The organism is Kocuria salina (assembly GCF_013368965.1).
In the GTDB taxonomy this organism is placed as follows: Bacteria; Actinomycetota; Actinomycetes; order Actinomycetales; family Micrococcaceae; genus Kocuria; species Kocuria rosea.
This window is the reverse complement of the sequence record NZ_SSSF01000001.1, coordinates 55431-82309: the sequence shown is the minus strand read 5'-3', so window position 1 is coordinate 82309 and position 26879 is coordinate 55431. Positions and strand designations below refer to the sequence as shown.

Here is a 26879-nt window from a genome sequence, read left to right as displayed (position 1 = left end):
CTCTCGTGGGGCTTCGTGGTGTCTCAGGGCGTGCGGGGCCCGGGCGGCGGACCGGTCAGAACAGGAAGTAGCGCTGGGCCATGGCCAGCTCCTCGGCGGGCTCGCACGTGGCGATCTCGCCGTCCACACGGACCTCGTAGGTCTGCGGGTCCACCTCGATCTCCGGGGTGGCGTGGTTGTGCCGCATGTCCCGCTTGGTCAGGCCGCGGATCCCGCCCACGGGCAGCACCCGCTTGCGCAGGCCCAGGCGCTGGCCGACGCCCGCCTCGACGGCGGCGCGGGACATGAAGGTGATGGAGTTGGCGTGCGGGGCGGTGCCCTTCGCGCCGAACGCGTCCCGCATCAGCTGCGGCTGCGGGGTGGGGATCGAGGCGTTGGGGTCGCCCATGAGCGAGTGCACGATCTGCCCGCCCTTGAGCACGGCGTGCGGTTTGACCCCGAAGAACACCGGGTCCCACAGCACGAGGTCCGCGAACTTGCCCGGCTCGACCGAGCCCACGACGTCGGCGATCCCGTGCGCGACCGCCGGGTTGATCGTGTACTTGGCCACGTAGCGCTTCAGCCGGGCGTTGTCCCCGCGGCCCGTCTCCTCGGGCAGGGGCCCGGTGCGCCGCTTCATCTGGTCGGCGAGCTGCCAGGTGCGCAGCACCACCTCGCCCACGCGGCCCATGGCCTGGGAGTCGGAGGAGGTCATGGAGAACACTCCCAGGTCGTGCAACACGTCCTCGGCGGCGATCGTCTCGGGCCGGATCCGGGAGTCCGCGAACGCCACGTCCTCCGGGATGTCCGGGTTGAGGTGGTGGCAGACCATGAGCATGTCCAGGTGCTCCTCCGCCGTGTTCCGGGTGAAGGGCAGCGTGGGGTTGGTCGAGGACGGCAGCACGTGGGGCAGGGCCGCGATGCGGATGATGTCCGGGGCGTGGCCGCCGCCGGCGCCCTCGGTGTGGAACGTGTGGATGACCCGCCCGCCGATCGCGGCCACCGTGTCCTCGAGGAACCCGCACTCGTTGAGGGTGTCGGTGTGGATGGCCACCTGCACGTCGAACTCGTCGGCCACGGTCAGGGCCGTGTCGATCGCGGCCGTGGTGGCGCCCCAGTCCTCGTGGATCTTGAGCCCCACGGCGCCGGCGCGGATCTGCTCCGCGAGCGGCTCGGGGGCGCTCGCGTGGCCCTTCCCGAGCAGCCCGAAGTTCATCGGGTAGCCGTCGAGGGCCCGGAACATGCGGGCGAGGTGCCACGCGCCGGGGGTGATCGTGGTGGCGTTGGAGCCCTCGGCGGGGCCCGTGCCGCCGCCGAACATCGTGGTGATCCCGGAGGACAGGGCCGTGCCGATCTGGTCGGCGCCGATGAAGTGGATGTGGGAGTCGATCCCGCCCGCGGTGAGGATCCGGCCCTCGCCGGCGATCACCTCGGTGGAGGCGCCGATCAGGATGTCGACGCCGTCCATGATGTCCGGGTTGCCGGCCTTGCCGATCCCGCTGATGTGCCCGTCCCGGATGCCGACGTCCGCCTTGTAGATCCCGGAGGCGTCGAGCACCACGGCGTTGGTGACCACGGTGTCCACCACGCCGTCGTCCCGGGTCAGCCGCCCGTTGTGGCCCATGCCGTCCCGGATCACCTTGCCCCCGCCGAAGACCACCTCGTCCCCGGGGACGGTGCGGTCGTGCTCCACCTCGAGGAACAGCTCGGTGTCCGCCAGGCGCACCAGGTCCCCGGTGGTGGGCCCGTAGAGGCTCGTGTACTGGGCGCGGGACATCTCGTGGCTCATGCCTGCTCCTTCCCGGAGGCGTCGGTGCCGGGAGCGTCGGGGCGGGGGCCGCCGTCGGTGCCGGGGGCGTCCGCGCCGGGGGCGTCGAGGGGCCCGTCCACCCGGTTCGCGAGGCCGTGGACCTCGCGGCGCCCCGCCAGGGCGACGAGCCGGACGCGCTTGCGGTCGCCGGGCTCGAAGCGCACCGCGGTGCCGGCGGGGACGTCCAGGCGGAAGCCGTGGGCCGCCGTCCGGTCGAACTCGAGGCCGGGGTTGGCCTCGGCGAAGTGGAAGTGCGAGCCCACCTGCACGGGGCGGTCGCCGCGGTTGACCACGTCCAGCTCCGTGGTGGGCCGGCCGGCGTTGATCACGACGGGCTCGGGCCGCAGGACGTACTCTCCGGGGATCACGGGCGCTCCTTCGGTGCCGGGGGCGGGCGGGTCAGCGGATGGGGTCGTGGACGGTGACGAGCTTGGTGCCGTCCGGGAAGGTCGCCTCGACCTGGACGGAGTGGACCATCTCCGGCACGCCCTCCATGACGTCCGCCCGGGCCAGGATCGTGGAGCCCCAGGACATGAGCTCGGCCACGGTCCGGCCGTCCCGGGCGCCCTCCAGCAGCTCGGCGGTGATCAGGGCGACCGCCTCCGGGTGGTTGAGCCGCAGCCCCCGGTCCCGGCGCCGCCGGGCGAGGTCGCCGGCCACGACGACCAGCAGCTTCTCCTGCTCACGGGGTGTCAGGTGCACGGCTCTCCTCGGGACGGCGGGTGCTCAGGGACAGTCGTCACCGTAGGGGCTCCGTGTTTCGGCGAGGTTCACCGGGTGTTTCCGGCACGTGCCGGGGCGCGGGCGCACGGGCCGGCGCCCCGGCACGTGCGCCCGCGCCGGCTCAGAGGGCGAGCGCCGCCCGGGCGTGCTCCTCGGCCAGCTCCCCGGCGCGGCCGGAGGCGCTGACCCGCCCGGAGTCCAGGACGTACCAGTCCGTGGCCGAGCCCAGGGCGAAGCCGATCCGCTGCTCCACCAGCAGCACCCGGATCCCGGTGCCGGCGGCCAGCTGCAGGATCTTCTGCTCGATCTCCTGGACCACGGACGGCTGGATGCCCTCGGTGGGCTCGTCGAGGATCAGCAGGGACGGCTCGGTGATCAGGGCGCGGGCGATCGCCAGCTGCTGGCGCTGCCCGCCCGAGAGCAGCCCGGCCCGGCGCTCGAGCAGCCCCTCGAGCGCCGGGAACATCGCCAGGGACCGGTCGACGGCGGCCCGCCCGTTCCGCCGGCCGTCGGCCACCACCTGGAGGTTCTCCCGGACGCTGAGCCCGCCGAAGGAGCGCTGGCCCTGCGGGACGTAGGCCATGCCGCGGCGGACCCGGGCGTGCCCGCTGAGCCCGGTGATGTCCTCGCCGTCGAGCAGGATCCGGCCGGAGGTCACCCTGTTGAGGCCCACGACCGCCCGCAGCAGCGTGGTCTTGCCCGCCCCGTTGTGGCCGAGGAGGGCGACCACGGCGTCCCCGCCGACGGTGAGGTCCACGCCGTGGACCACCTCGGTGCGGCCGTAGCCGGTGTGCACGTCCTGGAGCTCGAGCATCAGGAGTCCCCTTCCCGGGGGTCGGCCGCGGTGGCGGCGGCGGTGGCCGCGGTGCCCAGGTAGATCTCCTGGACCCGCGGGTCGGCCTGCACGTGGGCCACGGAGCCCTCGCTGATCACCCGGCCGTCGGCCATCACGGTGACGGAGGTGGCGTAGCGGCGCAGGAACTCCATGTCGTGCTCCACCACGATCGTGATCCGGTCGCCGCCGATCCGGCGCAGCAGCTCACCGGTCTGCTCCCGTTCTTCGTGGCTCATCCCGGCCACGGGCTCGTCGAGCAGCAGCACCTGCGCCTTCTGCACGAGCAGCATCCCGATCTCGAGCCACTGCTTCTGCCCGTGGGCCAGCACCCCGGCCGGGACGTCCCGCAGGGCGGAGAGGTTGATGATCTCGAGGGCCTCCTCCACCTCCCGGGACACGGACCGCCGGGCGGCGAGCAGGGACAGGGGTGGGCGGCCGGCCTCCGCGGCGATGTCGAGGTTCTGCAGGACCGTGAGCTGCTCGAAGACGCTCGCGGTCTGGAAGGTGCGGCCCACGCCCAGCCGGGTGATCCGGTGCGTCCTGCGGCCCACCAGCTGGTGGCCGTCGTGGTCGATCGACCCGCGCGCCGGGACGAGCCCGGTCACGGCGTCGATGAGGGTGGTCTTCCCGGCGCCGTTGGGGCCGATGAGGAAGCGCAGGTCGCCCTGGTTGACCACGAGGTCCACGCCGTCCACGGCCGTGAAGCTCCCGAAGGACACGGTGAGGTCCGTGATCTCCAGGTAGGAGGGGCGGCCGGTGCGCAGCCCGCCGGGCTGCGGCGGGGTGCGGCCCAGCAGGGAGCTCCTCCACTCGGGGCGGCGCGCGGACAGCATCTCGGGGCGTGCGGCGGCGTTCATCGGGCCTCCTCCGCGGCCAGGGCCGCTGCCGGGGTGGGGACGGGGTCGTCGGGGGTGGTGGCCCCTCCGGAGCCGTGGCCGTCGCCGTCGCCGGGGGCGGTCGCGGGGGTGCGGCGACGACGCCGGAGCACACCGGGCAGCGAGGCGATGCCGCCGGGCAGGAACCCGACCACCAGCACGAAGAGCAGGCCCTGGAGGTACACCCAGAAGGACGGGAACGCGGAGGCCAGGGACGTCTCGGCGAAGGACACGGCGATCGAGCCGAGCACGGGCCCGAGCAGGGTCGCGCGGCCGCCGACGGCCACGCCGATGAGGAACGCGATGGACGGGATCACCCCGACGTCGGCGGGGGAGACGATCCCCACCACCGGGACGAACAGCGCCCCGCCGATCCCGGCCATCACCGCGGCCAGGACGTAGGCGGCGGTCTTCACGAGGGCAGGATCTCGGCCGAGGAAGCGCACGCGCTCCTCCTGGTCCCGCACCGCCACGAGCAGCTCGCCCCACCGGCTGCGGTGGAGCTGCCAGGTGAGGGCCACCATGGCCAGGAGCAGCGCCGCGGTGACGAGGTAGAGGAGCAGCTGGTTGCGCGGGTCGGCGAGGTCGTAGCCGAACAGGGAGCGGAAGCTGCTCAGCCCGTTGGAGCCGTTGGTGAGGACGGGCTGCCCGATCAGCCAGACCGCGAAGGCCGCGGCGAGGGCCTGGGACAGGATCGCGAAGTAGGCGCCCTTGACCCGCCGGGTGAAGATCGCCAGGCCCAGGGCCGCGGCCACCGCCGCCGGCACCAGGACCACGCCGAGCACGGCGGCCACCGGGTGGGCGAACACGGCCCACACGGCGGGCAGCTCGGTGACGCCGTTCTGCCGCATGAACTCGGGGACCTGCTCGCCCAGCAGCCGGGTGTCCGCGAGCTGCAGGTGCATGGCCATGATGTAGGCGCCGAGGCCGAAGAACAGGCCCTGGCCCATGGTGAGCATCCCGCCGCGACCCCAGGCCAGGCCGATGCCCACGGCCACCATGGCGATGCACAGGTACTTGCCGAGCAGGCCCAGGCCGAACCCGCCGAGGGTCAGGGGGGCCAGGACGAGCAGCAGGAGCGCGCCGAGGGCCAGCCCGGCGGCGGCTCCCCGGGGCCCGGTGAGCCGGTCGCGCCACGCGGCGGCGGGACGGGGTGCGCTGGTGGTGCTCATGCCAGACCTCTCGTTCGGACGCTGAAGATCCCCTGGGGGCGCAGCTGCAGGAAGGCGACCACGGCGACCAGCACCAGGACCTTGGCGATCGAGGCGGTCGTGGAGTACTCGACGAAGGCCTGGAGCACGCCCAGGCCCGCCGCGGCGAGCACCGCCCCGCGGATCTGGCCGATGCCGCCGGCGACGACCACGAGGAAGGCGTCCACGATGTACGTGGTGCCGAGGGTGGGGCTCGTGGAGCCCACGAGGGTCAGCGCCACCCCGGCCACGCCGGCGAGCCCGGAGCCGATGAAGAAAGTCAGCTGGTCGGTGCGCCGGGAGGAGATCCCGCTGACCTCGGCGAGGTCGCGGCTGATCACCACGGCGCGGATCCGGCGGCCCAGGGAGGTGCGGTGGAGCACGAGCGCGAGGGCGGCGACCACAATGACGGCCAGGGCCAGCAGGAACACGCGGGACGCCGGGACCGGGACGCCCAGGACCTCCACGGGGCCCTGCAGCAGCTCGGGCAGCCGCACGTCCACGCTGGGGGCGCCGAAGACGTCCCGGGCCACCTGCTGGAGGACCAGGGACACCCCGAAGGTGACGAGCAGCGTGTCCAGCGGCCGGTGGTACATCCGCCGCAGCAGCAGCCCCTCGACCAGCAGGCCGAGGGCCCCGCCCACGAGGAACGCGATCGGGATCGACAGCAGCAGGGAGACCCCGGCGTGGCCGAGCACCTGCTGGACCGTGAACGCGGTGTACGCGCCGGCCATGATGAACTCGCCGTGGGCCATGTTGATGACGCCCATCTGCCCGAAGGTCAGGGACAGCCCCACGGCCGCGAGGAGGAGGATGGAGCCGAGGCTGAGCCCGGCGGACAACTGGCTGACGATGACTTCCATGGACGGCTCTTCTCTCGGTCTGCGGGGCGTCGGGGGCGGTGCCGGCGGCGGCGGGGCGGCTCAGCCGGAGACGCCGTCGGCCCAGTCGTAGCCGGTCAGGAACGGGTCGGGGGCCACGGGCTCGGCGGCCTCCTCGACCGTCTCGATCAGCCCGTCCTCGCGGATCCGGCCGATGCGCGGGGTCTTGGTGACGTGCTGGGTCTCCCCGTCCACCTCGACGGTGCCCTCGGGGGCCTCGACCACGGTCCCGTCGGCGGCCTCGCGCACGGCGTCGACGTCGAAGGACCCGGCCTTCTCGACCATCGCCCGCCACAGGTGCACGGACGTGTAGGCGGCCTCCATGGGGTCGCTCGTGACCCGCCCGCCGCCGTACCGGTCCTGGAACGCCCGCACGAACCGCTCGTTCTCGGGGGTGTCGACGGTCTGGTAGTAGTTCCAGGAGGTCAGCTGGCCGGCGACGTTCTCCACGCCGATCCCGGGGACCTCCTCCTCCGCGACCGACACGGACACCACGGGCACCTCACCGGCTTCGAGGCCCACGGAGGTGTACTGGCGGAAGAACGCCACGTTGGAGTCGCCGTTGAGGGTGTTGAACACCGCGTCGGCGTCCGAGGCCAGGAGCTTGTTGACGATGGTCGAGAACTCGGTCGAGCCCATCGGCACGTACTCCTCGCCCACCACCTCCATGCCGTGGGCCGCGGCGTAGGCGTTGATGATCCGGTTCGCCGTGCGGGGGAAGACGTAGTCGCTGCCCACCAGGAAGATCCGCCGGTGCCCCTGCTCCCGCAGGTGGTCGAGGGCCGGGACGATCTGCTGGTTGGTGGTGGCCCCGGTGTAGAAGATGTTGGGGGAGGCCTCGAGCCCCTCGTACTGCACCGGGTAGAACAGCAGCGAGTCCTGGGCCTCGAAGACCGGGAGCATGGCCTTGCGGCTCGCGGAGGTCCAGCCGCCGAACACCGCGGCCACGCAGTCCTGCCGGATCAGCTTGGCGGCCTTCTCCGCGAACACCGTCGGCTCGCTCGCGCCGTCCTCGGTGACGGGGTCGAGCTCCTTGCCGAGCACCCCGCCGTCGGCGTTGATCTCCTCGATCGCGAGGTTCAGGGAACGGTTGACGGTCGTCTCGCTCACGGCCATCGTGCCCGAGAGGGAGTTGAGCAGCCCCACCTTCACGCTGTCCCCGGAGGTGTCCACGCACGAGCTCGAGGGTGCCTGGGCCGCCTCTGCGCTCGGCCGCGGGTCGTACTTCGCGCCGCACCCCGTGAGGAGCGTGGCGGCCACGAGGGCCGGGATCAGAGCGCGCCGTGCGGGGACCGTCATGCCGTCCTGCTTTCCGGGGAGGAGTCGCTGGGTGCCGGGCGGCGGTCCTGCGGGCAGGACCCGGTCCGCCGGGATGGGAGCGACGCTAGCCAGCCGGGATTTCCGGGGTGCGGCGCAGAGGTTTCCCGGCGATGTCGGACGCGGCGCCCGGTTTCGGGCGTGTGTCGACCGGTCCCGCAGCGGCGCCGTCCGAGGGAACTCCGTATGCTCAGGACAGATGGAGAGCGCGGTCCGCCGGGACCGCCCCGGTGCTGCGGAAAGGTCGTGCGGCGATGTCCCCCTCGGTGCGCCCGCTCGCGGTGGCGGTGCTGACCGCGGCCCTGGTCACGGGGTGCGGCTCCGGGTTCCCGAAGGACCCGGAGGGAACCCTCGACCGGGTGCGCGGCGGTGAGCTGCGGGCCGGGGTCTCGGAGAGCCCGCCCTGGACGGAGGTCGCCGACAGCGGCCGTCCCTCGGGGGTGGAGGTCGAGCTGGTCGAGGAGTTCGCCGAGCGGATCGACGCCGAGGTCGTCTGGACCCCCGGCGCCGAGAGCCACCTGATCCGCTCGCTCGAGGGCGGCGACCTCGACGTCGTCGTCGCGGGCCTCACCGAGACGTCCCCCTGGGAGAAGCACGCCGCGCTGACCCGCCCGCACACGGAGATCGAGACGGGGGACGGCCGCACCGAGAAGATCGTGCTCGCCACCCGGCTGGGGGAGAACGGCTTCCTCACCGAGCTCGAGACGTTCCTGGTGGAACGGGAGGAGGGGTGATGTCGCAGTCCGGGGCGAAGGCCCGGTTCGGGTCCACCGAGCTCACCGGCGCGCAGGCGCGCACCCTGGCGCGTGCGGTGCGCCTGGAGAAGATCACCCTCGGGGTGCTCGCCGTGACCGTGGCCGTCGTGGCGCTCGTGGCCGGGCAGTCCCAGGCCATGAAGGTCGCCTGGATCGAGGACTCGCTCTCGTTCCTGCCGCCCCTCGCCTTCCTCGTGGCGGTCCGCGTCGCCGGCCGGCGCCCCACGCCGCGCCACCCCTACGGCTACCACCGCTCCGTGGGCGTGGGCCACCTCGTGGCGGCGGTCGCGCTCCTGGCGATGGGCGCGTTCCTCGTGGTCGACTCCGGCTCCGGGCTCCTGCGGGGCGAGCGGCCCCCGATCGGGGTCACGAACCTGTTCGGCACGCCGGTGTGGTCCGGGTGGCTGATGGTGGCGGCGATGACGCTCACCAGCATCCCGCCCGTGATCCTGGGCCGGATGAAGATGAAGCTCGCGGAGGAGCTCCACGACAAGGTGCTCTACGCCGACGCCGACATGAACAAGGCGGACTGGATGACCGGCCTGGCCACCTCGGTCGGTGTGCTGGGCATCGGGATGGGCCTGTGGTGGGCGGACGCGGTCGCGGCGCTCGTGGTCTCCACGTCGATCCTCAAGGACGGGGCCACGAACCTCAAGGGGGCCGTCGCCGACCTCGTGGACTCCCGCCCGACCACCTACGACGACGCCGCGCCGCACCCTCTCCTCCAGGAGATGGAGACCGTGCTGCGCCAGCAGCCCTGGGTGCAGGACGTGGGCGTCCGGGTCCGCGACGAGGGCCACGTCTTCCACGTGGAGGCCTTCGTGGTCCCGGCCGAAGGGGTCGTCCCGACGCTCGAGCAGCTCGCGGCCGCCCGGAAGCGCTGCGCGGACCTGGACTGGAAGATCGAGGACGTGGTGCTCGCCCCCGTGACGGAGCTGCCGGAGGACCAGGTCCCGCGCTGACCCGATCCCTGCCCCTGCGCGAGGGGTCTCGTCCCGAGGCCGTCCGGGCTGTGTTCCGACAGGAGGCGACCCCTCGGCAGGGATGTGGGTGGAACCGGACCCCTCGGCGGGGTCAGATCTTCAGGTGCACCAGGCTCGGCCCCTCGACCGCGAGCGCCTCGACGACCTTCTCGGCCAGGTTCTCCATGGTGGCCTCGAACCCGGCCGCGCCGAAGGCCTCCGCGAGCGCGGGCCAGTCCGGCTGCCGCAGGTCCACGGCGAGCGGGTCGATGTCCCGGTCGGTCATGTTCTGCCGGATCTCGCCGTAGCCGCCGTTGTCCACGCACACGATCGGCAGGTCCACGCCGAGCTCCACGGCGGTCATCAGCTCCTGGATCGAGAACATCAGGGCGCCGTCGCCCACGAGGCACAGCACGGGCCGGTGCGGGGCGGCGAGCTTCGCCCCGATCGAGGCGGGCAGGCCGTAGCCCAGGGTCGCGTAGGTCCCCATGTAGAGCAGGGAGTGCGGGAGCTGGGCGCGGAAGAACGTGGTGGAGCCCAGGTAGGTGACCTGGGAGGAGTCGCCGCCGATGATCGTGTCCTCGGGCACCACCGCCATGATCGTCTCGTTGAGCGCCGCGAGCTCGGGCGCGGTGCGGCGGCCCTCGTCGTCGAGCCGGGCGAAGACCTCGGTGAGGTCGCGCGGGGGGCGCGGGGCGAGCGGGCCGATCGCCTCGAGGAGCTGCGGGACCACGGCCGCGGAGTGGCCGGGCAGCTCGATGTCCGGGTCCAGGTTGCACAGCATCTGGTCCCGCATGATGTCCACGCGCACGACCGGGCCCCGCGGCGTGATGTCCCCGCCCCACAGCTCGGCCTCGCCCACCTTCGAGCCGATCACCAGCAGGGCGTCGGCGGAGCGCAGGAACTCGTGTGCGGTGGACAGGCGCAGGTCGGCGCCCAGCGAGAGGCGGTGCCGCTCGGGGATCGCGCCCTTGCCGTTGGTCGTGGTGATGACCGGCGCCTCGAGCAGCTCGGCGAGCTCGAGCAGCCGCGCGCCGGCGGCCAGCGAGCCGCCGCCCGCGAGGATGACAGGGTGCTCGGCGTCCCGCAGCACCTCGGCGGCGCGGCGCACGTCGTCGACCGGCGCCGGCTGCGGGGCGCCGAGCCGGCGCGGGGCCACCTGCCGGTCGGTGTAGTCGAGCTCCGCCTCCAGGACGTCCAGCGGGATCTCGATGTGCACCGGCCGGGGGCGGGAGTGGGCGAAGTCCCGGAAGGCGTCGTGGACCATGGTCACGGCCTCGGCCCCGCTGGTGACCCGGCGGCTGCGGCCGACGATCGCGTCCACGGCCGCGGACGGGTTCTTCGTCTCGTGCAGCGAGCCGATGTCCCGGAAGTCGTGGCCCACCGGACGGCCGGGGGACAGGATGATCATCGGGCGGGACTCGGCGTAGGCCGTGGCCGCCCCGGACAGCGAGTTGAGCAGGCCCGGCCCGGACGTGGTGATGACGACGCCCGGCAGCCCGGAGACCTGGCTCCACCCGTCGGCGCCGTACGCGGCGCCCTGCTCGTGGCGGGTGGTGACCGCCCGGATGCCCAGCTCGCGCAACGGGCGGTAGAACTCGAGCGAGTGGGTCCCGGGGATGCCGAAGACGGTGTCGACGCCGTAGCCCCGGAGGGTCTCCAGCACGGCACGGGCGGTGGTCCTGCGGGCGGTCATGAGCGGTCCTCCAAGGGGTGGGGCGGGTGGTGTGGGGCAGGTGGAGCAGATCGGGCCGGGCGGATCGGGCCGTGCGGCGGGCGCTCAGCCCTCCCCGGCAGTCCGGTCCTTGACGTAGAGCAGGCGCTTGTTGACGAACTCGTCCATGCCCAGCGGGCCCAGCTCCCGGCCGTAGCCGGAACGCTTGACCCCGCCGAAGGGCATCTCGGCGCCCTCGGCCTCGGCGGCGTTGACGGCGGCCATGCCCGCGTCCAGGCCCTCGGCGAGTCGGCGCGCCCGGTCGGGGTCCGTGCTGAAGACCGCCCCGCCCAGGCCGTAGGGGGTGTCGTTGGCCAGGGCGAGCGCCTCCGCGTCGTCGGCCACCCGGTAGACCACGGCCACGGGGCCGAAGAGCTCCTCGTGGTGGGCGGCCATGTCCGGGGTGATCCCGGTGAGCACGGTGGGCTCCAGGTACGCGCCCGGGCCCTCGAGCAGCCGCCCGCCGGCGTGCAGGGTGGCGCCGGCGTCCACGGCGGCCCGGATCTGACGGGCCAGTCCCTCGGCCGCGGCCCGGGAGGACAGGGGGGCGAAGGTCCCGGGGGCGGCCTCGGCCGGGTCGCCCGGGGTCAGCGCCTCGGCCTGGCGGGTCAGCTCGGCCACGAACTCGTCGTAGAGGTCCGCCATGACGATCATCCGCTTGTTGGAGTTGCACGCCTGGCCCGTGTTGCCCATCCGGGTGGCGAAGGCCGTCCGGGCGGACTCGCGCACGTCGTCGGTGTCGAGCACGACGTAGGGGTCGGAGCCGCCGAGCTCGAGGACGACCTTCTTCAGGTTCCGCCCGGCGATCTCGGCGACCTTCGCCCCGGCCCGCTCGGAGCCGGTCAGGGACACCCCCTGGACCCGCGGGTCGGCGATGATGTCCGCGACCTGGTCGTGGCTCGCGAAGACGTTGGCGTAGGCGCCGGCCGGCACCCCGGCGTCGTCCATCAGCTGCTGGAGGGCCAGGGCCGCCCGGGGGCAGGACTCGGCGTGCTTGAGCAGGATCGTGTTGCCCAGCACCAGGTTGGGGGCGGCGAAGCGGGCCACCTGGTAGTAGGGGTAGTTCCACGGCATGATCCCCAGCAGCACCCCCACAGGACGCTTCTGGACCACCGCCCGGCCGCCGCCGGAGGCCGTGATGGGCTGGTCCGCGGCCAGGGCCGGGCCCTGCTCGGCGAAGTACGCGAAGATCTCGGCGCAGAACGCGACCTCGTCCCGGGCCTCGGCGAGCGGCTTGCCCATTTCCTCGGTGATGACGGCGGCCAGCTCCTCGACCCGTTCGGTGAACAGCGTCCCGACGCGGGCCGCGACGGCCGCCCGCTCCTCGATCGGCAGGGTCCGCCAGGCGCGGAACGCGGCGTCGGCGCCGGCCAGGGCCTCCTGCACCTGGGCGTCGGTGGCGGTCGGGTGCTCGGCCAGGACCCGGCCGGTCGCCGGGTTGACGGATCGGTAGGAGGACAGGGCGGTGGATCGGGCGTCAGCGGTCATGGCGGGGTCTCCTCGGGAATGATCGGGTGTCGTCGTCGGCGTCGGCGTCGGCGTCGGTGGCGTCGTGGTCCCGGGGCGGGGACCGGGCAGCGGCGGCGCGGGGCTCACGGCTGCATCGCCACCGCCCGCACCGGGGAGCCGTCCAGTCCGCGCAGCCGCAGCGGCAGGACGCTCACCAGCGGGTCCCGCCAGTCGACGGCGTGCAGGTTCGTCAGGTTCTCGACGATCGCCCCGCCCGCCCCGAGGACCGCCGCGTGCACCGGCAGCTCGGGTGGGCCGGACGCGCCGGCGTCCGGGGTGCGGTCCGGGTTGAGGGTGTCCGTGCCGAGCACGTGCACGCCCGCGGACAGCAGGCGCTCGGCGATCTCCACGTCCAGCACCGGGTGCGCCAGGTAGCGCGGGGTGCCGAAGTGCCGGGAGCAGTCGGTGCGGAACAGCACGATCGTGCCGGCCCGCACGTCCTCCAGCTGCGCGCGGACGTGCGCCCAGCGGATCACCTCGTGCCCCCGGAGGTCCGGCACGTGCACGATGCGCGCCGGTCCCACCAGGCGGGCGAGGTCGAGCTCGTCCACGGGCGAGCCGCCGTCCACGGTGTGCAGCGGGGCGTCCACGTGCGTGCCGCTGTGCGTGCCCAGGTGCAGCTCGGCCACCTGGAAGCCGTCCCGCGGGACGGACGCCGCGAGCCGGGAGTCCACGGCCGGGTCCCCCGGGAAGACCTGCATGCCGGCCTCCACGGGGTGGCTCAGGTCAACGAGGCGCATCGGCGGCCTCCTCCGGCCTGCCGGCCGCGCCGACAGCGCCGACCGTGCAGGGTCCGCCGGTCCGCTCGGGCGCGGCGGCCCCGTCCCGCGCCCCGGCCCCGTCCGTCCCGTTCCTCCCCGCCTCGGCGAGGTGGCGCTGGACCGGCCGGCCCGGCACGATCCGCTTCGCCGCCAGGGCCCAGAGCAGGTAGAGCGCCGCGGAGAGGACGAACGTGGGAATGGTCGCGCCCACGGGGCTCGGCAGCACGTAGGTGAGCACCAGCGAGCAGACCGCACCGAGGACCCACACCGCCACGGCGGCGGGGTTGACCCCGCCCCGGTACCAGTACCGGCCGCCGCGCCCGCGCAGGATGTCCGCCGCGTAGGCGCCGCGCTGGACCACGTAGTAGTCCACCAGCATGATCGCGAAGACGGGGATGAACAGCGAGCCGATCAGCACCAGGAACTCGGTGAACTGGTCCAGCAGGCCCAGCCGGGTGGACCCGAGGACCGACACGGCCCCCAGCACGAGCGCCGTGGGCAGGAACCGCAGCCTCCGCGAGGGCGTGAGGTTCACCACCGAGGAGACCATGCCGTAGACGACCATGGTGTTGGTGGCCATCACCGACAGGAAGACCACCACCGCCAGGGGCGCGCCGAAGGCGGCGACGAGCACCGTCGGGTCGAACCCGACCGCCTCCCCGCCGTCGAGCACCACGTAGGCGACGGCGGTGGCCCCGAGGCTCATGGCCGCGACCGTGGACAGGACGTACCCCGCGCCGGAGCCGATCATGCCCGCGGACTGCCGGCGGGCGAGCCGGTTGAACTCCGCGGAGAGCACGGTCCAGGAGATGGCCGTGGCGATGACGACGTCGAGGACCGCGATGGGGGACCAGCCCGCCCCGGGGTCCACGGGCAGGGCGGCGAAGTCGGCCACCGGGTAGGACGTGAACGCCACCGTGAAGACCCAGGCCATGATGCCCAGGATCACCACAGCCAGCCACGGCTCCACCCGGGCGATGCCCTCGTGGCCGAGGACGGCCAGCGCCACGACCAGCGCCTGGCAGAGCACCGAGAACAGCACCGGGTTCGAGTAGCCGGTCGCCTGCGCCACGAGGAAGTTCACGGTGACGCCGGCGAGCATCGCCTGCACCCAGCTCCAGCCCATGAGGATGACCACGTTCGCGGCCACCGGCAGGAAGGACCCGCGCAGGCCGAAGGAGCCCTTGGTCAGGGACATGGTGGCGAGACCGGTGCGGGTGCCCATGTTCCCCACGAGCACCAGCACCGCCCCGCCGATCAGCGTGCCCAGGACGATCATGGCCAGGGCCGTGGGCCAGGACACCCCGGGCACGAACAGCGTCCCCGTCAGCAGGGTGGTCACCACCAGGTTCGCCGCGAGCCAGATCATCCCGATCCGGCCCGCGCCCAGCGTGCCGCGCAGCGGGCCGTAGCCCTCGGAGTTCTCGTCCAGGTGGTCCGAGAGCCGGGACCAGGCGCTCACGGGCGGGCCTCCGCGCGGTCGGCGCCGGAGCCCGCGAGGCGCTCGTTCCACTGCCGCAGCACCCCGGCGTGCGTGGGGCGGGACAGCAGCGAGACCACCACGTAGACCAGCGCGGAGCTCGCCAGTCCCAGGTAGATGGGGGCGTTGGCCAGCACGCCGAAGACCGCCATGGACGCCACGGTCACCACGGACCCGACGAGCATGGACAGGGCCGCGCCGAGGCTCGTCCCCCGCCGCCACAGGAGCCCGCCGAGGATGGCGACGAGCAGGCCGCCCACCAGGATGTCGTAGGCGATGGTCAGGGCGGTGACGGTGTCCGAGACGAAGATCGAGATCACCGTGATCACCACGCCGAAGACGAGCACGTAGAGCCGGTCCCCGCGCAGCGCCTCGGCGGTGCCCTCCGGGGCGGGGGCCGCGTGCCGGGTGAGCAGGGACCTCAGGGTCGGCACGACGTCGACGCGGGCCACCGTGGCCGCGGCGATGAGCGCGCCCGAGGCCGTGGACATCATGGCGGCGACCCCGGCCGCGAGCACGACCCCGCCGAGCCCGGCCGGGACGTACTGCTGCGCCATCGTGGCGAACGCGTCGTCCGGGGAGGAGAGGTCCGGGGCCACGGCGGCGGCCGTCATCCCGATGACGGCCCCGGCCACGCCGTAGAGCGCCACGTAGGCCGCGGAGGCGAGCCCGCCCCAGCGGGCGACCTGCGGGGAGCGGGCGGTGAAGACGCGCTGCCAGATGTCCTGGCCGATCAGCATGCCGAAGCCGTAGACCACGAACTGGGTGACGATCGCCTGCGTGCCCATGCCGTCCCAGGTGAAGAACGTGGCGTCCAGCCGGTCCTCGAGCCCGGTCCAGCCGCCCGCCGCGGAGAGGGAGAACGGCAGCAGCACCAGGAAGATGCCGACCGTCATGAACACGAACTGCATCATGTCGGTGAGCGTGATCGACCACATCCCGCCGAGCACGGAGTAGGCCACGACCACCACGCCGCCGAGCAGGATCGCCCACGACCGGTCGAGCGGGAAGAGGACCGAGAAGATCGCGGCGTACGCGGAGGTGGAGGTCACCGAGAGCATCACGGTGTAGGCCAGCATCACGAACGAGGACGCCTTGGCCCCGCCGCGCTCGCCGTAGCGCAGCTGCAGCATCTGGGAGACGGTGAACACCTTGAGGGACTGGATGCGGCCGGCGAAGAACAGGCTCAGCGCGGCCAGGCCGGTGGCGATCGCCACCACCAGCCACATCCCGGAGATGCCGTAGGTGTAGCCGAGGCCCACCCCGCCCACGGTGGACGCGCCGCCGAGGACCACCGCGGCCATCGTCCCGGTGTAGAAGCCGGGGCCCAGGCGGCGGCCGGCCACCCGGTAGTCCTCGGCGTCGTGGGCCCGGCGGCTGGCCCAGAGCCCGACCGCCACCATGGCGACCAGGTACAGCACGATGATCAGCACGTTCATGGGTGTCGCTGCTTCCTCGGGGCGCGGGCGCCCACGGGGTCGATCGGGAGCCTCCCCGGAACGGGGTTGCTCTACAAGAAACAAAAGTTGTCCCACATAGTATGATGCAGATCATGTTTTGGGAACGGGTCCGGGTCGTGACGGGCGGGTAAAACCGTCCGGGAGGAGGCGTCGTCGTCGTGAAAGCACTGCCCATCGAGAGCTCCGGGCACACCGCCGCCGTGGGGTCGCGGCTGCGCAACCACCGGCGGCGCAGCCACATGACCATCGACCAGCTCGCCTCCGCCGCGGGCCTCACCAAGGGCTTCGTCAGCCGGGTGGAGCGGGACATCACCTCCCCGTCCGTGGACTCCCTGGTGCGGATGTGCCAGGTGCTGCGGATCGACGTGGGCGCGCTCTTCGCCGGGCCCGCCGACGTGGAGCTGGTCCGGCTCGAGGACGCCCCGCACATCGACCTCGGCGGCGAGGGCATCGAGGAGCAGCTCGTCACGCCGTCGGCCCAGCGCCAGGTCCAGGTCATCCGGGCCCGCGTGGCCGCCGGGGGCCGGGGCGAGGACGCGATGTACAGCATGGACTGCGAGACCGAGGTGCTGCACCTGATCAGCGGCCGCTTCCGGCTCCACGTCCCGGACAGCACCTTCGACCTGGCGGCCGGGGACACCGTCACCTTCCCCGGCTCCGAACCGCACACCTGGGAGAACCCCGGCACCGAGGACGCCGTGCTGCTGTGGATCCTCGGCTCGTGAGCCCCCCGCCCGGCCCGTCCGCCACCCTCGCCAGCACGCCTGTCAGCACCCGTGTCAGCATCCACCGAGAGGACCGCACACCATGAACCCCGAGCGCATCACCGGCACCACCCCGGACGGCACCCCCGTCGTCGGACCCGTCAACGCCGCCCTGACCCCGCGCTGGGCCGGCCTGGGCACGTTCGCCCGCCTGCCGCGCACGGACGAGGTCGAGCACACGGACATCGCGGTGGTGGGCGTGCCGTTCGACGCCGGCGTCTCCTACCGGCCCGGCGCCCGGTTCGGGGCCAACCACGTCCGGGAGTCCTCGCGCCTGCTGCGCCCCTACAACCCCGCGCAGAACGTCTCGCCGTTCGCCGGGGCGCAGGTCGCCGACGCCGGGGACATCGTGGCCAACCCCTTCGACATCGCCGAGGCGATCGCCTCCATCGAGGCCCAGGCCAAGGAGCTCATGGGCGAGGACACCCGGCTCGTGGCGATCGGCGGCGACCACACCATCGCCCTGCCGCTGCTGCGCGCCGCCCACGCGCGCCACGGCGAGGTCGCGCTGCTGCACTTCGACGCCCACCTGGACACCTGGGACACCTACTTCGGCGCCGAGTACACCCACGGCACCCCCTTCCGCCGGGCGTTCGAGGAGGGCCTGCTCGACACGGACGCCGTGTGCCACGTCGGCACCCGCGGGCCGCTCTACGGCACCGAGGACCTCGACGACGACGCCCGCTTCGGCTTCGGCATCGTCTCCTCCGCCGACGTCATGCGGCTGGGGGTGGACGCCGTCGTCGCGCACCTGCGCGAGCGCGTCGGCGACCGCCCGCTCTACGTCTCGCTGGACATCGACGTGCTGGACCCGGCCCACGCCCCCGGCACCGGGACCCCCGAGGCCGGCGGCATGACCAGCCGGGAGGTGCTCGAGATCCTGCGCGGGCTGCGCGGGACGAACGTGGTCGGCTGCGACGTCGTCGAGGTCGCCCCGGCCTACGACCACGCCGAGATCACCGGGGTGGCGGCCGCCCACGTGGCCTACGAGCTCATCAGCCTCCTCGCGCTGGGACCCGGCGCGGCGCCGGGCGGACCCGCCTACGGGCTGGCCGGGCACGTCTACGGGGACGCCGTCCCGGCGCAGGCCCCGGCGGGGGAGGGCCGGTGACCGGGGGCGCGGCCGTGGCCCCCCGGCCCGACCACACCTCGCTGTTCGCCCACCGCTCCGAGGAGTTCCGCCCCTCCCCGGTCCGGGCCGTGTTCGAGATCGCGATGCGCCCCGGGATCATCTCCCTGGCCGGCGGCAACCCGGACATGAGCGTGCTCCCGCACGACGTGGTGGCCGCGATGTCGGCGCGGATCCTCGCCGAGCGCGGCCCCGAGGTGCTCCAGTACGGCTCCGGGGCCGGGATCGGGCGCCTGCCCGGGCTGGTCGTGGAGCTCATGCGCCTGCAGGGCGCGGAGACCACGCCGGACACGATCCAGATCACCGCCGGGTCCCAGGCGGGTCTCGACCTCGTGACCAAGCTGTTCTGCGACCCGGGGGACGTGGTCGTGGCCGAGGGCCCCACCTACGTGGGGGCCCTCGGCGTGTTCGGCAGCTACGAGGTCGAGGTCGCCCACGTGGACGTCGACGACGACGGACTGGACCCCGAGGCGGTCGCCGGGCGGATCGACGGGCTGCGGGCCGCCGGCCGGAGCGTGAAGTTCGTCTACACCATCCCGAACTTCCACAACCCCACCGGGGTGACCCTCACCGAGGAGCGGCGCCGGCGGCTCGTGGAGGTCTGCGCCGACCGCGGGGTGCTCATCCTCGAGGACGACCCGTACGCGCTGCTCGGCTTCGACCGCGCCCACCGGCTCCCGTCCCTGTACTCGCTGGACCCGGGCACCGTGATCCACCTGGGCAGCTTCTCCAAGATCTTCTCGCCCGGGCTGCGGGTCGGCTGGATCGCGGCGGCGCCGGCGGTGCGGGCCCGGCTGCAGATCGCGGCCGAGGCCGTGACCATCCACCCGTCCGTGCTCGGCCAGGAGCTCGCCGCCGAGTACGTGGCCAGCGAGCACTGGCGGCCCGCCCTGGACCGAGCGGTGGACCTGTACCGCGCGCGCTGCGCCGCCATGATGACCGCCCTCGAGCGGTTCATGCCCGAGGGGGTGCGCTGGACGCGTCCCGCCGGCGGCTTCTTCACGTGGCTGGACCTGGACCCGGCCCTCGACCACGGGGACCTCCTGGGCCGGGCCATCGGGCACGGCGTGGTGCTGGTGCCCGGCGGCGCCTGCTACGCGGACGGGCGCGCCTCCACGAGCCTGCGCCTCGCCTACTCCGCGGCCTCGCCGGAGGACATCACCGAAGGGGTCCGGCGGGTGGGGGAGATGCTGCGCGACTGACCTGCGGCGCCGCCCCGGAGCTGGTGCGGTGTCCCCGGGAGGGGCGATACTGACCGCATGAGCGAGGAGCGGGCCGGGGGACTGTGGTCCCGCGCCCGGGGGAGCGGGCCGGAGTTCGTCCTGCTGCACCCCGGGGGCACGGACTCCCGGGCCCTGGACCCGCTGGTCGCGGAACTGGCCGGCCGGTACCGGGTGATCACCCCCGATCAGCGCGCGCACGGCCGCACCCCCGACCGGGAGGGCCCGCTCTCCTACGCGGCGATGGCCGAGGACACGATCGCCTTCCTCGAGGATCAGGCCGGTGCCCCGGTGCACCTGCTGGGGTACAGCGACGGCGCCGTCGTCGCCCTGACCGTGGCGCTGCGCCGTCCCGACCTGGTCCGGGACCTGGTGCTCGCGGCGGGGGTGCACCACCGCGACGGGTGGGAGCCCGGCGTCCTGGCGGGCGAGGCGGAGGTGCCGGCCTTCATGGTCGACGCCTACGCGGAGGTCTCCCCCGACGGGCGCGAGCACTACGGCGAGGTCGCGGCGAAGCTTCGGCGGATGCACGAGGAGGGGCCGGTCTTCACGGACGCGGACCTGGCGGGCCTCGACCTCCCCGTCCTGGTGCTCGTCGGCGACGACGACGAGGTGCGGCTCGAGCACGCCGTGGCCGCGTACCGCGCCCTGCCCGGCGGGGAGCTGGCCGTGGTCCCGCACGCCTCCCACGGCGTGCTGGTCGAGAAGCCGCAGCTGTGCGCGCGCCTGATCACCGACTTCCACGCCGCCGACAAGCCGGCCACCTTCGCCCCGAGACGGCGCCGGCCGGGATCCTGACGGAACGGGCCCGACGGGGCGCCGCCGTCGGGAGGACAGCCCCGACGGAGCGCCGGCACCCCCGCGGCGGACGCCGGATCCGGCCCCGTTCATGACGATCCCGGTCCGCCGAGTGGACCGCAGACTGAGGGTAGCCTAACCTCTCCTCCGGGGGATTCCCCGATCATTCACATGTCCTCGGCGGGCGCTCTGTCCAGGGACGTCGACCTGAGGTGGTTCTGTGCGCGCAGTTTTCCGGGTAGCGGCATCGACGGGTGCCGTCGCCGTTCTCACGTTGTCGGGATGCGGCTTCAGCGGTGGGGACGGAGGGAGCGAGCAGGCGGCGGATACCGGCCAGCGGATCGTGGTGGACAACTTCCGTGCACCGGTGGCCGACTGGGCCCTCGAGAGCGACGCCGCCTACATCCTGTCCCTGTCCGGGTGCCTGGAGACCCTGACCCGCTACGACGAGACCCAGGGGGAGATCGTCCCGGCCCTGGCCACGGAGTGGGACCAGGTCTCCCCCACGGAGTGGGACTTCACCCTGCGGGACGGCGTGCAGTTCCAGGACGGCACCCAGCTCACCGCCGAAGCGGTGGTGACCTCGCTGCAGGACGTCCTGGACGCGGAGGTCCCGGCCCGGGCCTTCAGCCCGGCCGTCGTCAGCGGCGTCGAGGCCGTCGACGAGCGCACGGTGCGGGTCACCACTCCGGAGGAGAGCCCCCTGGTTCCCTACCGGCTGGCCAGTGTCAACACCGGCGTGCTGGCCCCCGCCGCCTTCGAGGGCGGGACGGTGGACCCGTTCGGGCACTGCACCGGGCCGTTCACCCCGGTCTCGGAGCAGCCCAAGCAGTCACTGACCCTGGACCGGAACGAGGACTACTGGGGCGGACCGGTGCAGCTCGCCGGGGCCGAGGTCCGGTTCATCACGGACGGGGCGACGCGGGCGACGCAGGTGCAGACCGGCGAGGCCGACGTCTCCCTGTCCATCCCCGTCGCCAACCTGTCCGCACTGGAGGCCGATCCCGGCGTCGAGGTCCTCAAGGCCGAGTCCCCGCGGACCGCGACGCTGTACATGAACAACGGCAGGGCGCCGTTCGACGACGTCGACTTCCGCAGGGCCGTCCGCTCCGCACTGGATCTGGACGCCCTGGCCGGCAGCGTCTACGAGGGCGCGGCCCTGCCGAGCACCGGGCCCTTCGCCTCGTCCGAGCCCTGGGCGGGCGAGGAGGCCGAGACGCCGCAGCAGGACGTGGCGGCGGCGAAGGAGCTCCTGGCCAGCGCCGGCTACACCGCCGAGCGCCCGCTGGAGATCATCGCGATCGTGGAGCGGGCGGAGTTCGCCGACGTGGCCACCGTCATCCAGGAGAACCTGGAGAGCGTCGGCGTCCCCGTCACCATCACGACCAAGGAGTACGCCGCGGTGGAGCCGGACCTGCTGTCCGGGGACTACGACATGGTGCTCAGCCAGCGCAACCGCCTGATCGACATCGCCGACCCTATCGGGTTCCTCACCGCCGACTACACGTGCGAGGGCAGCTACAACCTCAGCCACTTCTGCGACGAGGACTACGACGCGCTCATCGCCCGGGCCGCCGGGACCGCCGACGCCGAGCAGCGCTACGAGCTCTACGCCCAGGCAGGACAGATCCTCGAGGACGAAGCCGTGAACGTCTGGCTCGTCAACGAGCAGGCCATCGACGCGGTCCGCACCGACCTGCAGAACTACGTCCAGGACCCGCTGTCCCGGTACGTGCTGCGCGCGGAGACGACGAAGTCCGGCTCGTGAGCACGACCGGCAGCCGCAGAGCCCCGCGAGCGCGGGGGCGTCGATGACGGCGTTCCTCGCCAGGAGGACGGCGACCCTGGGGATCACCGTCCTGCTGGCGTCCTTCGTGGTCTTCCTCATCCCCTACGTCACCCCCGGGGACCCGGTGCGCAAGATCATCCGGTCGCGGGTGGCGGGGGAGGTGGTCGACGACGCCGCCGCCCAGGGGCTGGCGCTCGAGCTGGGACTCCAGGACCCCCTCGCGGTGCAGTACCTGGGGTGGCTCGGCCGGCTCGCCCGGGGTGACCTGGGCCTGTCCTACGCCAGCCGGACACCGGTGATCGAGCAGGTGCTGCCCGCCCTGTGGATCACCCTGAGCCTGGTGGTCGTGACCCTCGGCGTAGCGGCAGCGGTGTCCGTGGTGCTGGGGACCGTGGCCGCCCTGCAGGAGGGGCGCCCGGCCGACCGGGTGATCACCACGGTCACCCAGGCCTTCATCGCGATGCCGGAGTACTGGCTGGCCCCGATGCTCGTGCTGGTCTTCGCGCTGCAGCTGTCCCTGCTGCCTTCCGCCGGGTGGGAGGGCCCCGCGTCCGCGGTCCTGCCGGTGGCGGTCCTGGCCCTGCGCCCCATCAGCTACTTCACCTCGGCGGTGCGCGAGGGGATGCTCGAGGCGCTGGGCGCCGAGCACGTCGTCGCCGCCCGGGCCCGGGGGCTCAGCCACGCACAGGCCGTGCGGAGCCACGTGCTCCCCAACGGCCTGCTGCCCCTCACCACTCTGGTGGCCGTGTGGTTCGCCGGTCTGCTGGGCGGGTCCGTCATCGTGGAGGTCGTCTTCGCGATCCCGGGCATGGGGAGGCTGCTGTTCGACGCGGTCCGCAACAGCGACATCCCCCTCGCTCAGGGCGGCGTGGTGGTGGTCGTGGGACTGGCGGTCGTCCTGACGACCGCGGCGGACCTGGTGCACGGCATCCTCAACCCCCGGATCAGGGGGCGTCATGCGTGACCGGCCCGTCCTGGTCCGGGCGGCGGCGGCGCTCCTGGCCCTGATCGTGCTGTCCGTGGTGTTCTCGCCCTGGATCGCACCGTACCCGCCGGCAGCCCAGGACCTCACGGCACGGCTCGCCCCGCCCAGCCCGGCGCACTGGCTGGGGACGGACCACCTGGGCCGGGACACCCTGAGCCGGCTGCTCGACGGCGGCCGGTTCTCCCTGGTGACCGCCGCCGTGGCCACCGTGCTGACCGCTGTGATCGGCACGGGGATCGGGGTGCTGAGCGCCCGCCGCCGGGGGTGGGTGGACGAGCTGCTCACCCGGACCAACGACGTCCTGCTGGCGCTGCCGGAGATGGTGGTGGCCCTGTTCCTGGTCGCCGTGCTGGGCCCCGGCCCCCTGTCCCTGCTCCTGGCCCTGACCGTGACCGGCTGGACGCCCTTCGCGCGGCTGGCCCGGGCTCTGGCCTACGACGTCTCGGCCCGCGGCTTCGTCGAGGCCGCGCGTGTCCTGGGGTGCTCGCCGTCCTTCGTCGTCCTCCGGCACATCCTGCCGCACCTGTCCGGGCCCCTGCTCGGGCAGGCCGCCCTGCGGTTCGGCCAGTTCCTGATCACCGTCGGCGCCCTGTCCTACCTGGGGCTGGGGGTGCAGCCGCCGCAGTCGGACTGGGGGGCGATGCTGGCCGCGGCCCAGCCGTACGCCGTCCGGGCGCCGGTGACGGTCCTCGCCCCGGGCCTGGTGGTCTTCACCGTTGCGCTGTGCGTGACCCTGATCGGCCAACGGCTGGCGCACATGAGCAGCACCCGCATGCTGCTGCCGGCATCGTCGCGGACGGAACACGATGTCTGAGCGCCTCGTCGTCGAGGGCCTGCACCTCAGCCACCGGCCGGGCGCGGACGGCGCCGCTGGCCGCCCCCTCCTGTCCGGCGTCGACCTCACCGTGGCTCCGGGGGAGTTCGTGGCGCTGGTGGGCGCCTCCGGGTCGGGCAAGACCCTGACGGCCATGTCCGTCCTGGGCCTGCTGCCCCCGCAGGTGCACCGGGACGCCGGGACGATCCGGCTGGGTGACACCGACCTCGCCCGGGCCGGCGAAGCGGAGCTGAACCGTGTGCGCGGCGGCCGGATCGGCATGCTCTACCAGCAGCCCCAGCGCATGTTCAACCCCCGCCGGACCGTCGGCGAGCACCTGCGGGAACCGCTGACGCTCCATGCCGGCCTCCGCGGCACGCAGGCTCGTGCACGGACGCTGGAACTGCTGGCCGAAGTGGGGTTCGAGGACCCTCGGTGGTGCGCCCGGGCACGTCCCCACCAGCTCTCGGGCGGCATGGCCCAACGGGCCATGGTGGCCCTGGCCCTGGCCGGCCGCCCCGGACTGCTGCTGGCCGACGAGCCGACGTCAGCCCTGGACACGGTGCTCGAGCGGCAGATCCTGGAGCTGATCGACCGCGAACGGCGCGACCGAGGGCTGGGGGTCCTCTACATCACCCACAACCTGGCCACCGTGTCCGCCTACGCCGACCGGGTCGTGGTGCTGGACGCCGGGCGCGTGCAGGAGTCCGGGCCGGCCGGCACCGTGCTCAACGATCCGCGCAGCACGTGCACGAAGGCCCTCCTGGAGGCATCCGCCCTCACCCCCACCGGGACTCCGCCCGCCACCGGCGGGGCGCGCCCCCTCGTGGTGCTGGACGACCTCACCAAGCGCTTCGGGCCGAGGCGGCGGGAGGCCCGTCCCGCGGTGGACCGGGTGTCCCTCGACCTGCGGGAGGGCGAGATCCTCGGGGTGCTGGGCCAGTCTGGCTCCGGCAAGAGCACGCTCGCCCGGTTGATCGTCGGACTCGAGGCACCGGACAGCGGACGGGTCACCAGCACCCCGGGCGCCGACCGCGCCGGCTCCGGCGCGGCGGCCTCGCACGTGCAGCTCGTCTTCCAGGACCCGCACGACTCCTTCGATCCCCGCATGCCGCTGGGCACCAGCCTCGAGGCCCCCCTCCTGCGGCACCGGAACGGAACGCCGGAGCAACGGCGTGCGAGCATCCACGAAGTGGTGCGGGAGGTGGGACTGGAGCCGGAGCTGCTGGACAGGCGTCCCGGCCAGTGCTCCGGAGGCCAGCTGCAGCGGCTCACCATCGCCAGAGCACTGCTGCTGGAACCGGCGGTGCTCATCTGCGACGAGGCCACCTCGGCCCTGGACGCGGTGACCCAGCGCACCGTTCTGGACCTGCTGCTGCGCCTGCACCGGGACCGGCGCCTGTCGCTGGTGATGATCTCCCACGACCTGAGCGTCGTCCGCTACATGAGCCACCGGGTCGCGGTGCTCTTCCAGGGCCGCCTGGTCGAGCTCGCGGAGACCTCCGAGCTCTTCGCCCGACCGCGCCACGAGCACAGCAGGCAGCTGGTGGCGGCGGCACTGCCCCAGGTGTGCGCGATCCTGGACACCCACCGCCTGTCCGAGGAGCAGCTCGATGCCCTTCCGTGACCACCGGGCCGAGACGCGCACCCTGCTGGGCGCGCAGCTGGTGTTCAACCTCGGCTTCTACGCCGTGGTGCCCTTCCTGGCCGGAGCCATGGGCACCGAGTACGGCCTGGGCGCCGCGGCCATCGGACTGGTGCTGGGAGCCCGGACCTTTAGTCAACAGGGCATGTTCCTCATCGGCGGCATGCTGGCCGACCGGTGGGGTGCCCGCCGGGCCGTCCTCACCGGCTGCCTGGTGCGCATCGTCGGCTACGCCACGCTGGCGGCGGCGTCCGACGTCGCCCTGTTCCTCCTGGGCGCGGTGCTCACCGGTGCCGGGGGCGCCCTGTTCTCACCCGCCCTGGAGTCCCGGCTCTCCCACGCCGACCAGCCGGCGGGGACGGAGGGCCCGGGCCGCCAGACCGGCCGCCGGCGGTCGGTGTTCGTGTGGCTGGCGATCACCGGAGAGATCGGCGCCGTCCTGGGCCCGGTGCTGGGGTCGTTCCTCCTGGGCTGGGGATTCGACGCGGCCCTGTTCCTGGGGATCGGGGTGTTCACCGCGGTGACGGTCCTGCTCTGGTACCTGCTCCCGGCCGAACCGGCCCACCATCAGCCGGACCGAGACGCCGCGTTGCCCGCCGCGGCGCCCTCCGCGGCCGGCCCCCGGTGGGCCTGCCTGCGGGATCGGCGCTTCGTGACGTTCTGCGCACTGGCCGGGATGAAGATGCTGGCCTACCACCAGCTCTACTTCGCCGTGCCCGTCGAGCTGGGCCGGCGAGGCCTCGACGGTGCCTGGCTCGGCGCGCTGTTCCTGCTCGCCTCGGTCCTGACCCTGCTGCTGCAGCTGCCGGTCTCCGCCGCCGGTCTGCGCATGGGCCCCGGCGCCGCCCTGGCGGTCGGCTTCGTGCTCGAAGCCGGCGCGTTCACCCTGGTCGCCGCGACCTCGATGCACCCCGGGACCGCCTCCGGCTCGATGGCGCCGCTGATGGGCGCCGTCGCCGTCCTGATCCTGGGCCACATGCTCCTGACCCCCACGATCCTGTCCCTGATCCCGTCGTTCGTCCCGGCGCACGGACCCACCTCGGGGCGGGGCGCCTACTACGGGCTGGCCGCCACCTGCGGCGGCATCACCGTGCTGGCCGGCAACGCCGTGCTCGGGCAGCTGCTCGATCTCACCGACCGGCACCACTGGTGGCCCGGCACCCCCTGGGCGCCTCTGGTCGTGCTCGCGCTCCTGGCCGCCGCGGGCCTGCCGACCGTGCTCCGCGGCCACGGCACCGCCGGGCCCGCCGACGCGCCCTCCACCACGGCACCGGCTCGGCGAACCCGCTGACGACCGGCGGCCGCGGGGCCTGCTCCTCGGCAGGGGACGGGGTTCCGCAACGGCGGCGGAACCCTCGCGCACCGGCGCCCCACCGGTTCCGTCCGGTCGCCGGTCTGCCGATGGCTAAGCTCGGGGGACGACGTCGAGCTGCTCCGCGGGGCAGCCTCCGAGGCCGCGGCACCACGTGCCGTGCGCTCGGGGG

Annotated in this window: 24 protein-coding genes; 11 read left to right on the top strand and 13 right to left on the bottom strand. The window is 73.5% G+C overall.

Features of this window, described 5'->3' with window-relative positions:
• Positions 1 to 55: 55 nt before the first annotated feature.
• The 8 genes from ureC to urtA all read right to left on the bottom strand — a co-directional run bounded on the left by ureC (position 56) and on the right by urtA (position 7592).
• Positions 56 to 1768 (bottom strand): urease subunit alpha, encoded by a 1713-nt coding sequence (gene ureC / locus E7Z53_RS00395; RefSeq protein ID WP_176336898.1) that lies wholly within the window; start codon positions 1766 to 1768, stop codon positions 56 to 58.
• Positions 1765 to 2157 (bottom strand): urease subunit beta, encoded by a 393-nt coding sequence (locus tag E7Z53_RS00390; RefSeq protein WP_176336897.1) that lies wholly within the window; start codon positions 2155 to 2157, stop codon positions 1765 to 1767. The genes ureC and E7Z53_RS00390 overlap by 4 nt, the downstream gene beginning before the upstream one ends.
• 31 nt (positions 2158 to 2188) lie before the next feature.
• Positions 2189 to 2491 (bottom strand): urease subunit gamma, encoded by a 303-nt coding sequence (locus tag E7Z53_RS00385; RefSeq protein ID WP_017834798.1) that lies wholly within the window; start codon positions 2489 to 2491, stop codon positions 2189 to 2191.
• A gap of 142 nt (positions 2492 to 2633) precedes the next feature.
• Positions 2634 to 3326: an ATP-binding cassette domain-containing protein gene (locus E7Z53_RS00380; RefSeq protein ID WP_176336896.1), complete on the bottom strand. Its 693-nt coding sequence runs from the start codon at positions 3324 to 3326 to the stop codon at positions 2634 to 2636.
• Positions 3326 to 4204, bottom strand: coding sequence for an urea ABC transporter ATP-binding protein UrtD (urtD, locus tag E7Z53_RS00375; protein ID WP_144835800.1), 879 nt, complete (start codon positions 4202 to 4204; stop codon positions 3326 to 3328). Before urtD ends, E7Z53_RS00380 begins: the two co-directional genes overlap by 1 nt.
• Positions 4201 to 5394, bottom strand: a complete 1194-nt coding sequence (urtC, locus tag E7Z53_RS00370; RefSeq protein WP_197722655.1) for an urea ABC transporter permease subunit UrtC — start codon at positions 5392 to 5394, stop codon at positions 4201 to 4203. The genes urtD and urtC overlap by 4 nt, the downstream gene beginning before the upstream one ends.
• Positions 5391 to 6275: an urea ABC transporter permease subunit UrtB gene (gene urtB / locus E7Z53_RS00365; RefSeq protein WP_095651215.1), complete on the bottom strand. Its 885-nt coding sequence runs from the start codon at positions 6273 to 6275 to the stop codon at positions 5391 to 5393. The genes urtC and urtB overlap by 4 nt, the downstream gene beginning before the upstream one ends.
• A gap of 60 nt (positions 6276 to 6335) precedes the next feature.
• Complete coding sequence (gene urtA / locus E7Z53_RS00360) at positions 6336 to 7592, bottom strand: urea ABC transporter substrate-binding protein (RefSeq protein WP_095651214.1); 1257 nt, start codon at positions 7590 to 7592, stop codon at positions 6336 to 6338.
• 272 nt (positions 7593 to 7864) lie between these two features.
• On the opposite strand from urtA, the gene E7Z53_RS00355 reads away from it, so the two are divergent.
• Positions 7865 to 8344, top strand: a complete 480-nt coding sequence (locus tag E7Z53_RS00355; RefSeq protein ID WP_095651213.1) for a substrate-binding periplasmic protein — start codon at positions 7865 to 7867, stop codon at positions 8342 to 8344.
• Positions 8344 to 9327 carry a cation diffusion facilitator family transporter gene (locus E7Z53_RS00350; protein ID WP_167508921.1) on the top strand — a complete coding sequence of 328 codons (984 nt, stop codon included), beginning with the start codon at positions 8344 to 8346 and terminating at the stop codon, positions 9325 to 9327. Before E7Z53_RS00355 ends, E7Z53_RS00350 begins: the two co-directional genes overlap by 1 nt.
• A gap of 112 nt (positions 9328 to 9439) precedes the next feature.
• Here E7Z53_RS00350 and E7Z53_RS00345 read toward each other — a convergent pair whose 3' ends face one another.
• From E7Z53_RS00345 to E7Z53_RS00325, 5 genes are all read right to left on the bottom strand, one after another.
• Positions 9440 to 11023: a thiamine pyrophosphate-binding protein gene (locus E7Z53_RS00345; RefSeq protein WP_017834806.1), complete on the bottom strand. Its 1584-nt coding sequence runs from the start codon at positions 11021 to 11023 to the stop codon at positions 9440 to 9442.
• A gap of 84 nt (positions 11024 to 11107) precedes the next feature.
• A complete protein-coding gene (locus tag E7Z53_RS00340; protein ID WP_176336895.1) occupies positions 11108 to 12529 on the bottom strand; it encodes an NAD-dependent succinate-semialdehyde dehydrogenase in 1422 nt (473 codons plus the stop codon).
• Positions 12530 to 12633: 104 nt separating this feature from the next.
• Positions 12634 to 13290 carry a cyclase family protein gene (locus E7Z53_RS00335; RefSeq protein ID WP_176336894.1) on the bottom strand — a complete coding sequence of 219 codons (657 nt, stop codon included), beginning with the start codon at positions 13288 to 13290 and terminating at the stop codon, positions 12634 to 12636.
• Positions 13277 to 14773, bottom strand: a complete 1497-nt coding sequence (locus E7Z53_RS00330) for a purine-cytosine permease family protein (protein ID WP_115163496.1) — start codon at positions 14771 to 14773, stop codon at positions 13277 to 13279. The genes E7Z53_RS00335 and E7Z53_RS00330 overlap by 14 nt, the downstream gene beginning before the upstream one ends.
• Positions 14770 to 16230, bottom strand: a complete 1461-nt coding sequence (locus E7Z53_RS00325; RefSeq protein WP_115163497.1) for a sodium:solute symporter — start codon at positions 16228 to 16230, stop codon at positions 14770 to 14772. Before E7Z53_RS00325 ends, E7Z53_RS00330 begins: the two co-directional genes overlap by 4 nt.
• A 179-nt stretch (positions 16231 to 16409) precedes the next feature.
• Between E7Z53_RS00325 and E7Z53_RS00320 the strand changes: the two genes are divergently transcribed.
• The 9 genes from E7Z53_RS00320 to E7Z53_RS00280 all read left to right on the top strand — a co-directional run bounded on the left by E7Z53_RS00320 (position 16410) and on the right by E7Z53_RS00280 (position 26686).
• Complete coding sequence (locus E7Z53_RS00320) at positions 16410 to 16976, top strand: helix-turn-helix domain-containing protein (protein ID WP_176336893.1); 567 nt, start codon at positions 16410 to 16412, stop codon at positions 16974 to 16976.
• An 82-nt stretch (positions 16977 to 17058) separates the two neighbouring features.
• A complete protein-coding gene (gene speB, locus E7Z53_RS00315; RefSeq protein ID WP_176336892.1) occupies positions 17059 to 18126 on the top strand; it encodes an agmatinase in 1068 nt (355 codons plus the stop codon).
• Positions 18123 to 19346, top strand: a complete 1224-nt coding sequence (locus E7Z53_RS00310) for an aminotransferase-like domain-containing protein (protein WP_052132653.1) — start codon at positions 18123 to 18125, stop codon at positions 19344 to 19346. Before speB ends, E7Z53_RS00310 begins: the two co-directional genes overlap by 4 nt.
• 57 nt (positions 19347 to 19403) lie before the next feature.
• Positions 19404 to 20162, top strand: a complete 759-nt coding sequence (locus E7Z53_RS00305; protein ID WP_035923254.1) for an alpha/beta fold hydrolase — start codon at positions 19404 to 19406, stop codon at positions 20160 to 20162.
• A 346-nt stretch (positions 20163 to 20508) separates the two neighbouring features.
• Positions 20509 to 21930 (top strand): ABC transporter substrate-binding protein, encoded by a 1422-nt coding sequence (locus tag E7Z53_RS00300; RefSeq protein WP_241482785.1) that lies wholly within the window; start codon positions 20509 to 20511, stop codon positions 21928 to 21930.
• A gap of 43 nt (positions 21931 to 21973) precedes the next feature.
• Complete coding sequence (locus E7Z53_RS00295; protein ID WP_109221317.1) at positions 21974 to 22915, top strand: ABC transporter permease; 942 nt, start codon at positions 21974 to 21976, stop codon at positions 22913 to 22915.
• Positions 22908 to 23750, top strand: a complete 843-nt coding sequence (locus E7Z53_RS00290; protein ID WP_035923248.1) for an ABC transporter permease — start codon at positions 22908 to 22910, stop codon at positions 23748 to 23750. The genes E7Z53_RS00295 and E7Z53_RS00290 overlap by 8 nt, the downstream gene beginning before the upstream one ends.
• Positions 23743 to 25377, top strand: a complete 1635-nt coding sequence (locus E7Z53_RS00285; protein ID WP_035923245.1) for an ATP-binding cassette domain-containing protein — start codon at positions 23743 to 23745, stop codon at positions 25375 to 25377. Before E7Z53_RS00290 ends, E7Z53_RS00285 begins: the two co-directional genes overlap by 8 nt.
• Complete coding sequence (locus E7Z53_RS00280; protein WP_176336891.1) at positions 25364 to 26686, top strand: MFS transporter; 1323 nt, start codon at positions 25364 to 25366, stop codon at positions 26684 to 26686. Before E7Z53_RS00285 ends, E7Z53_RS00280 begins: the two co-directional genes overlap by 14 nt.
• Positions 26687 to 26879 lie beyond the last annotated feature (193 nt).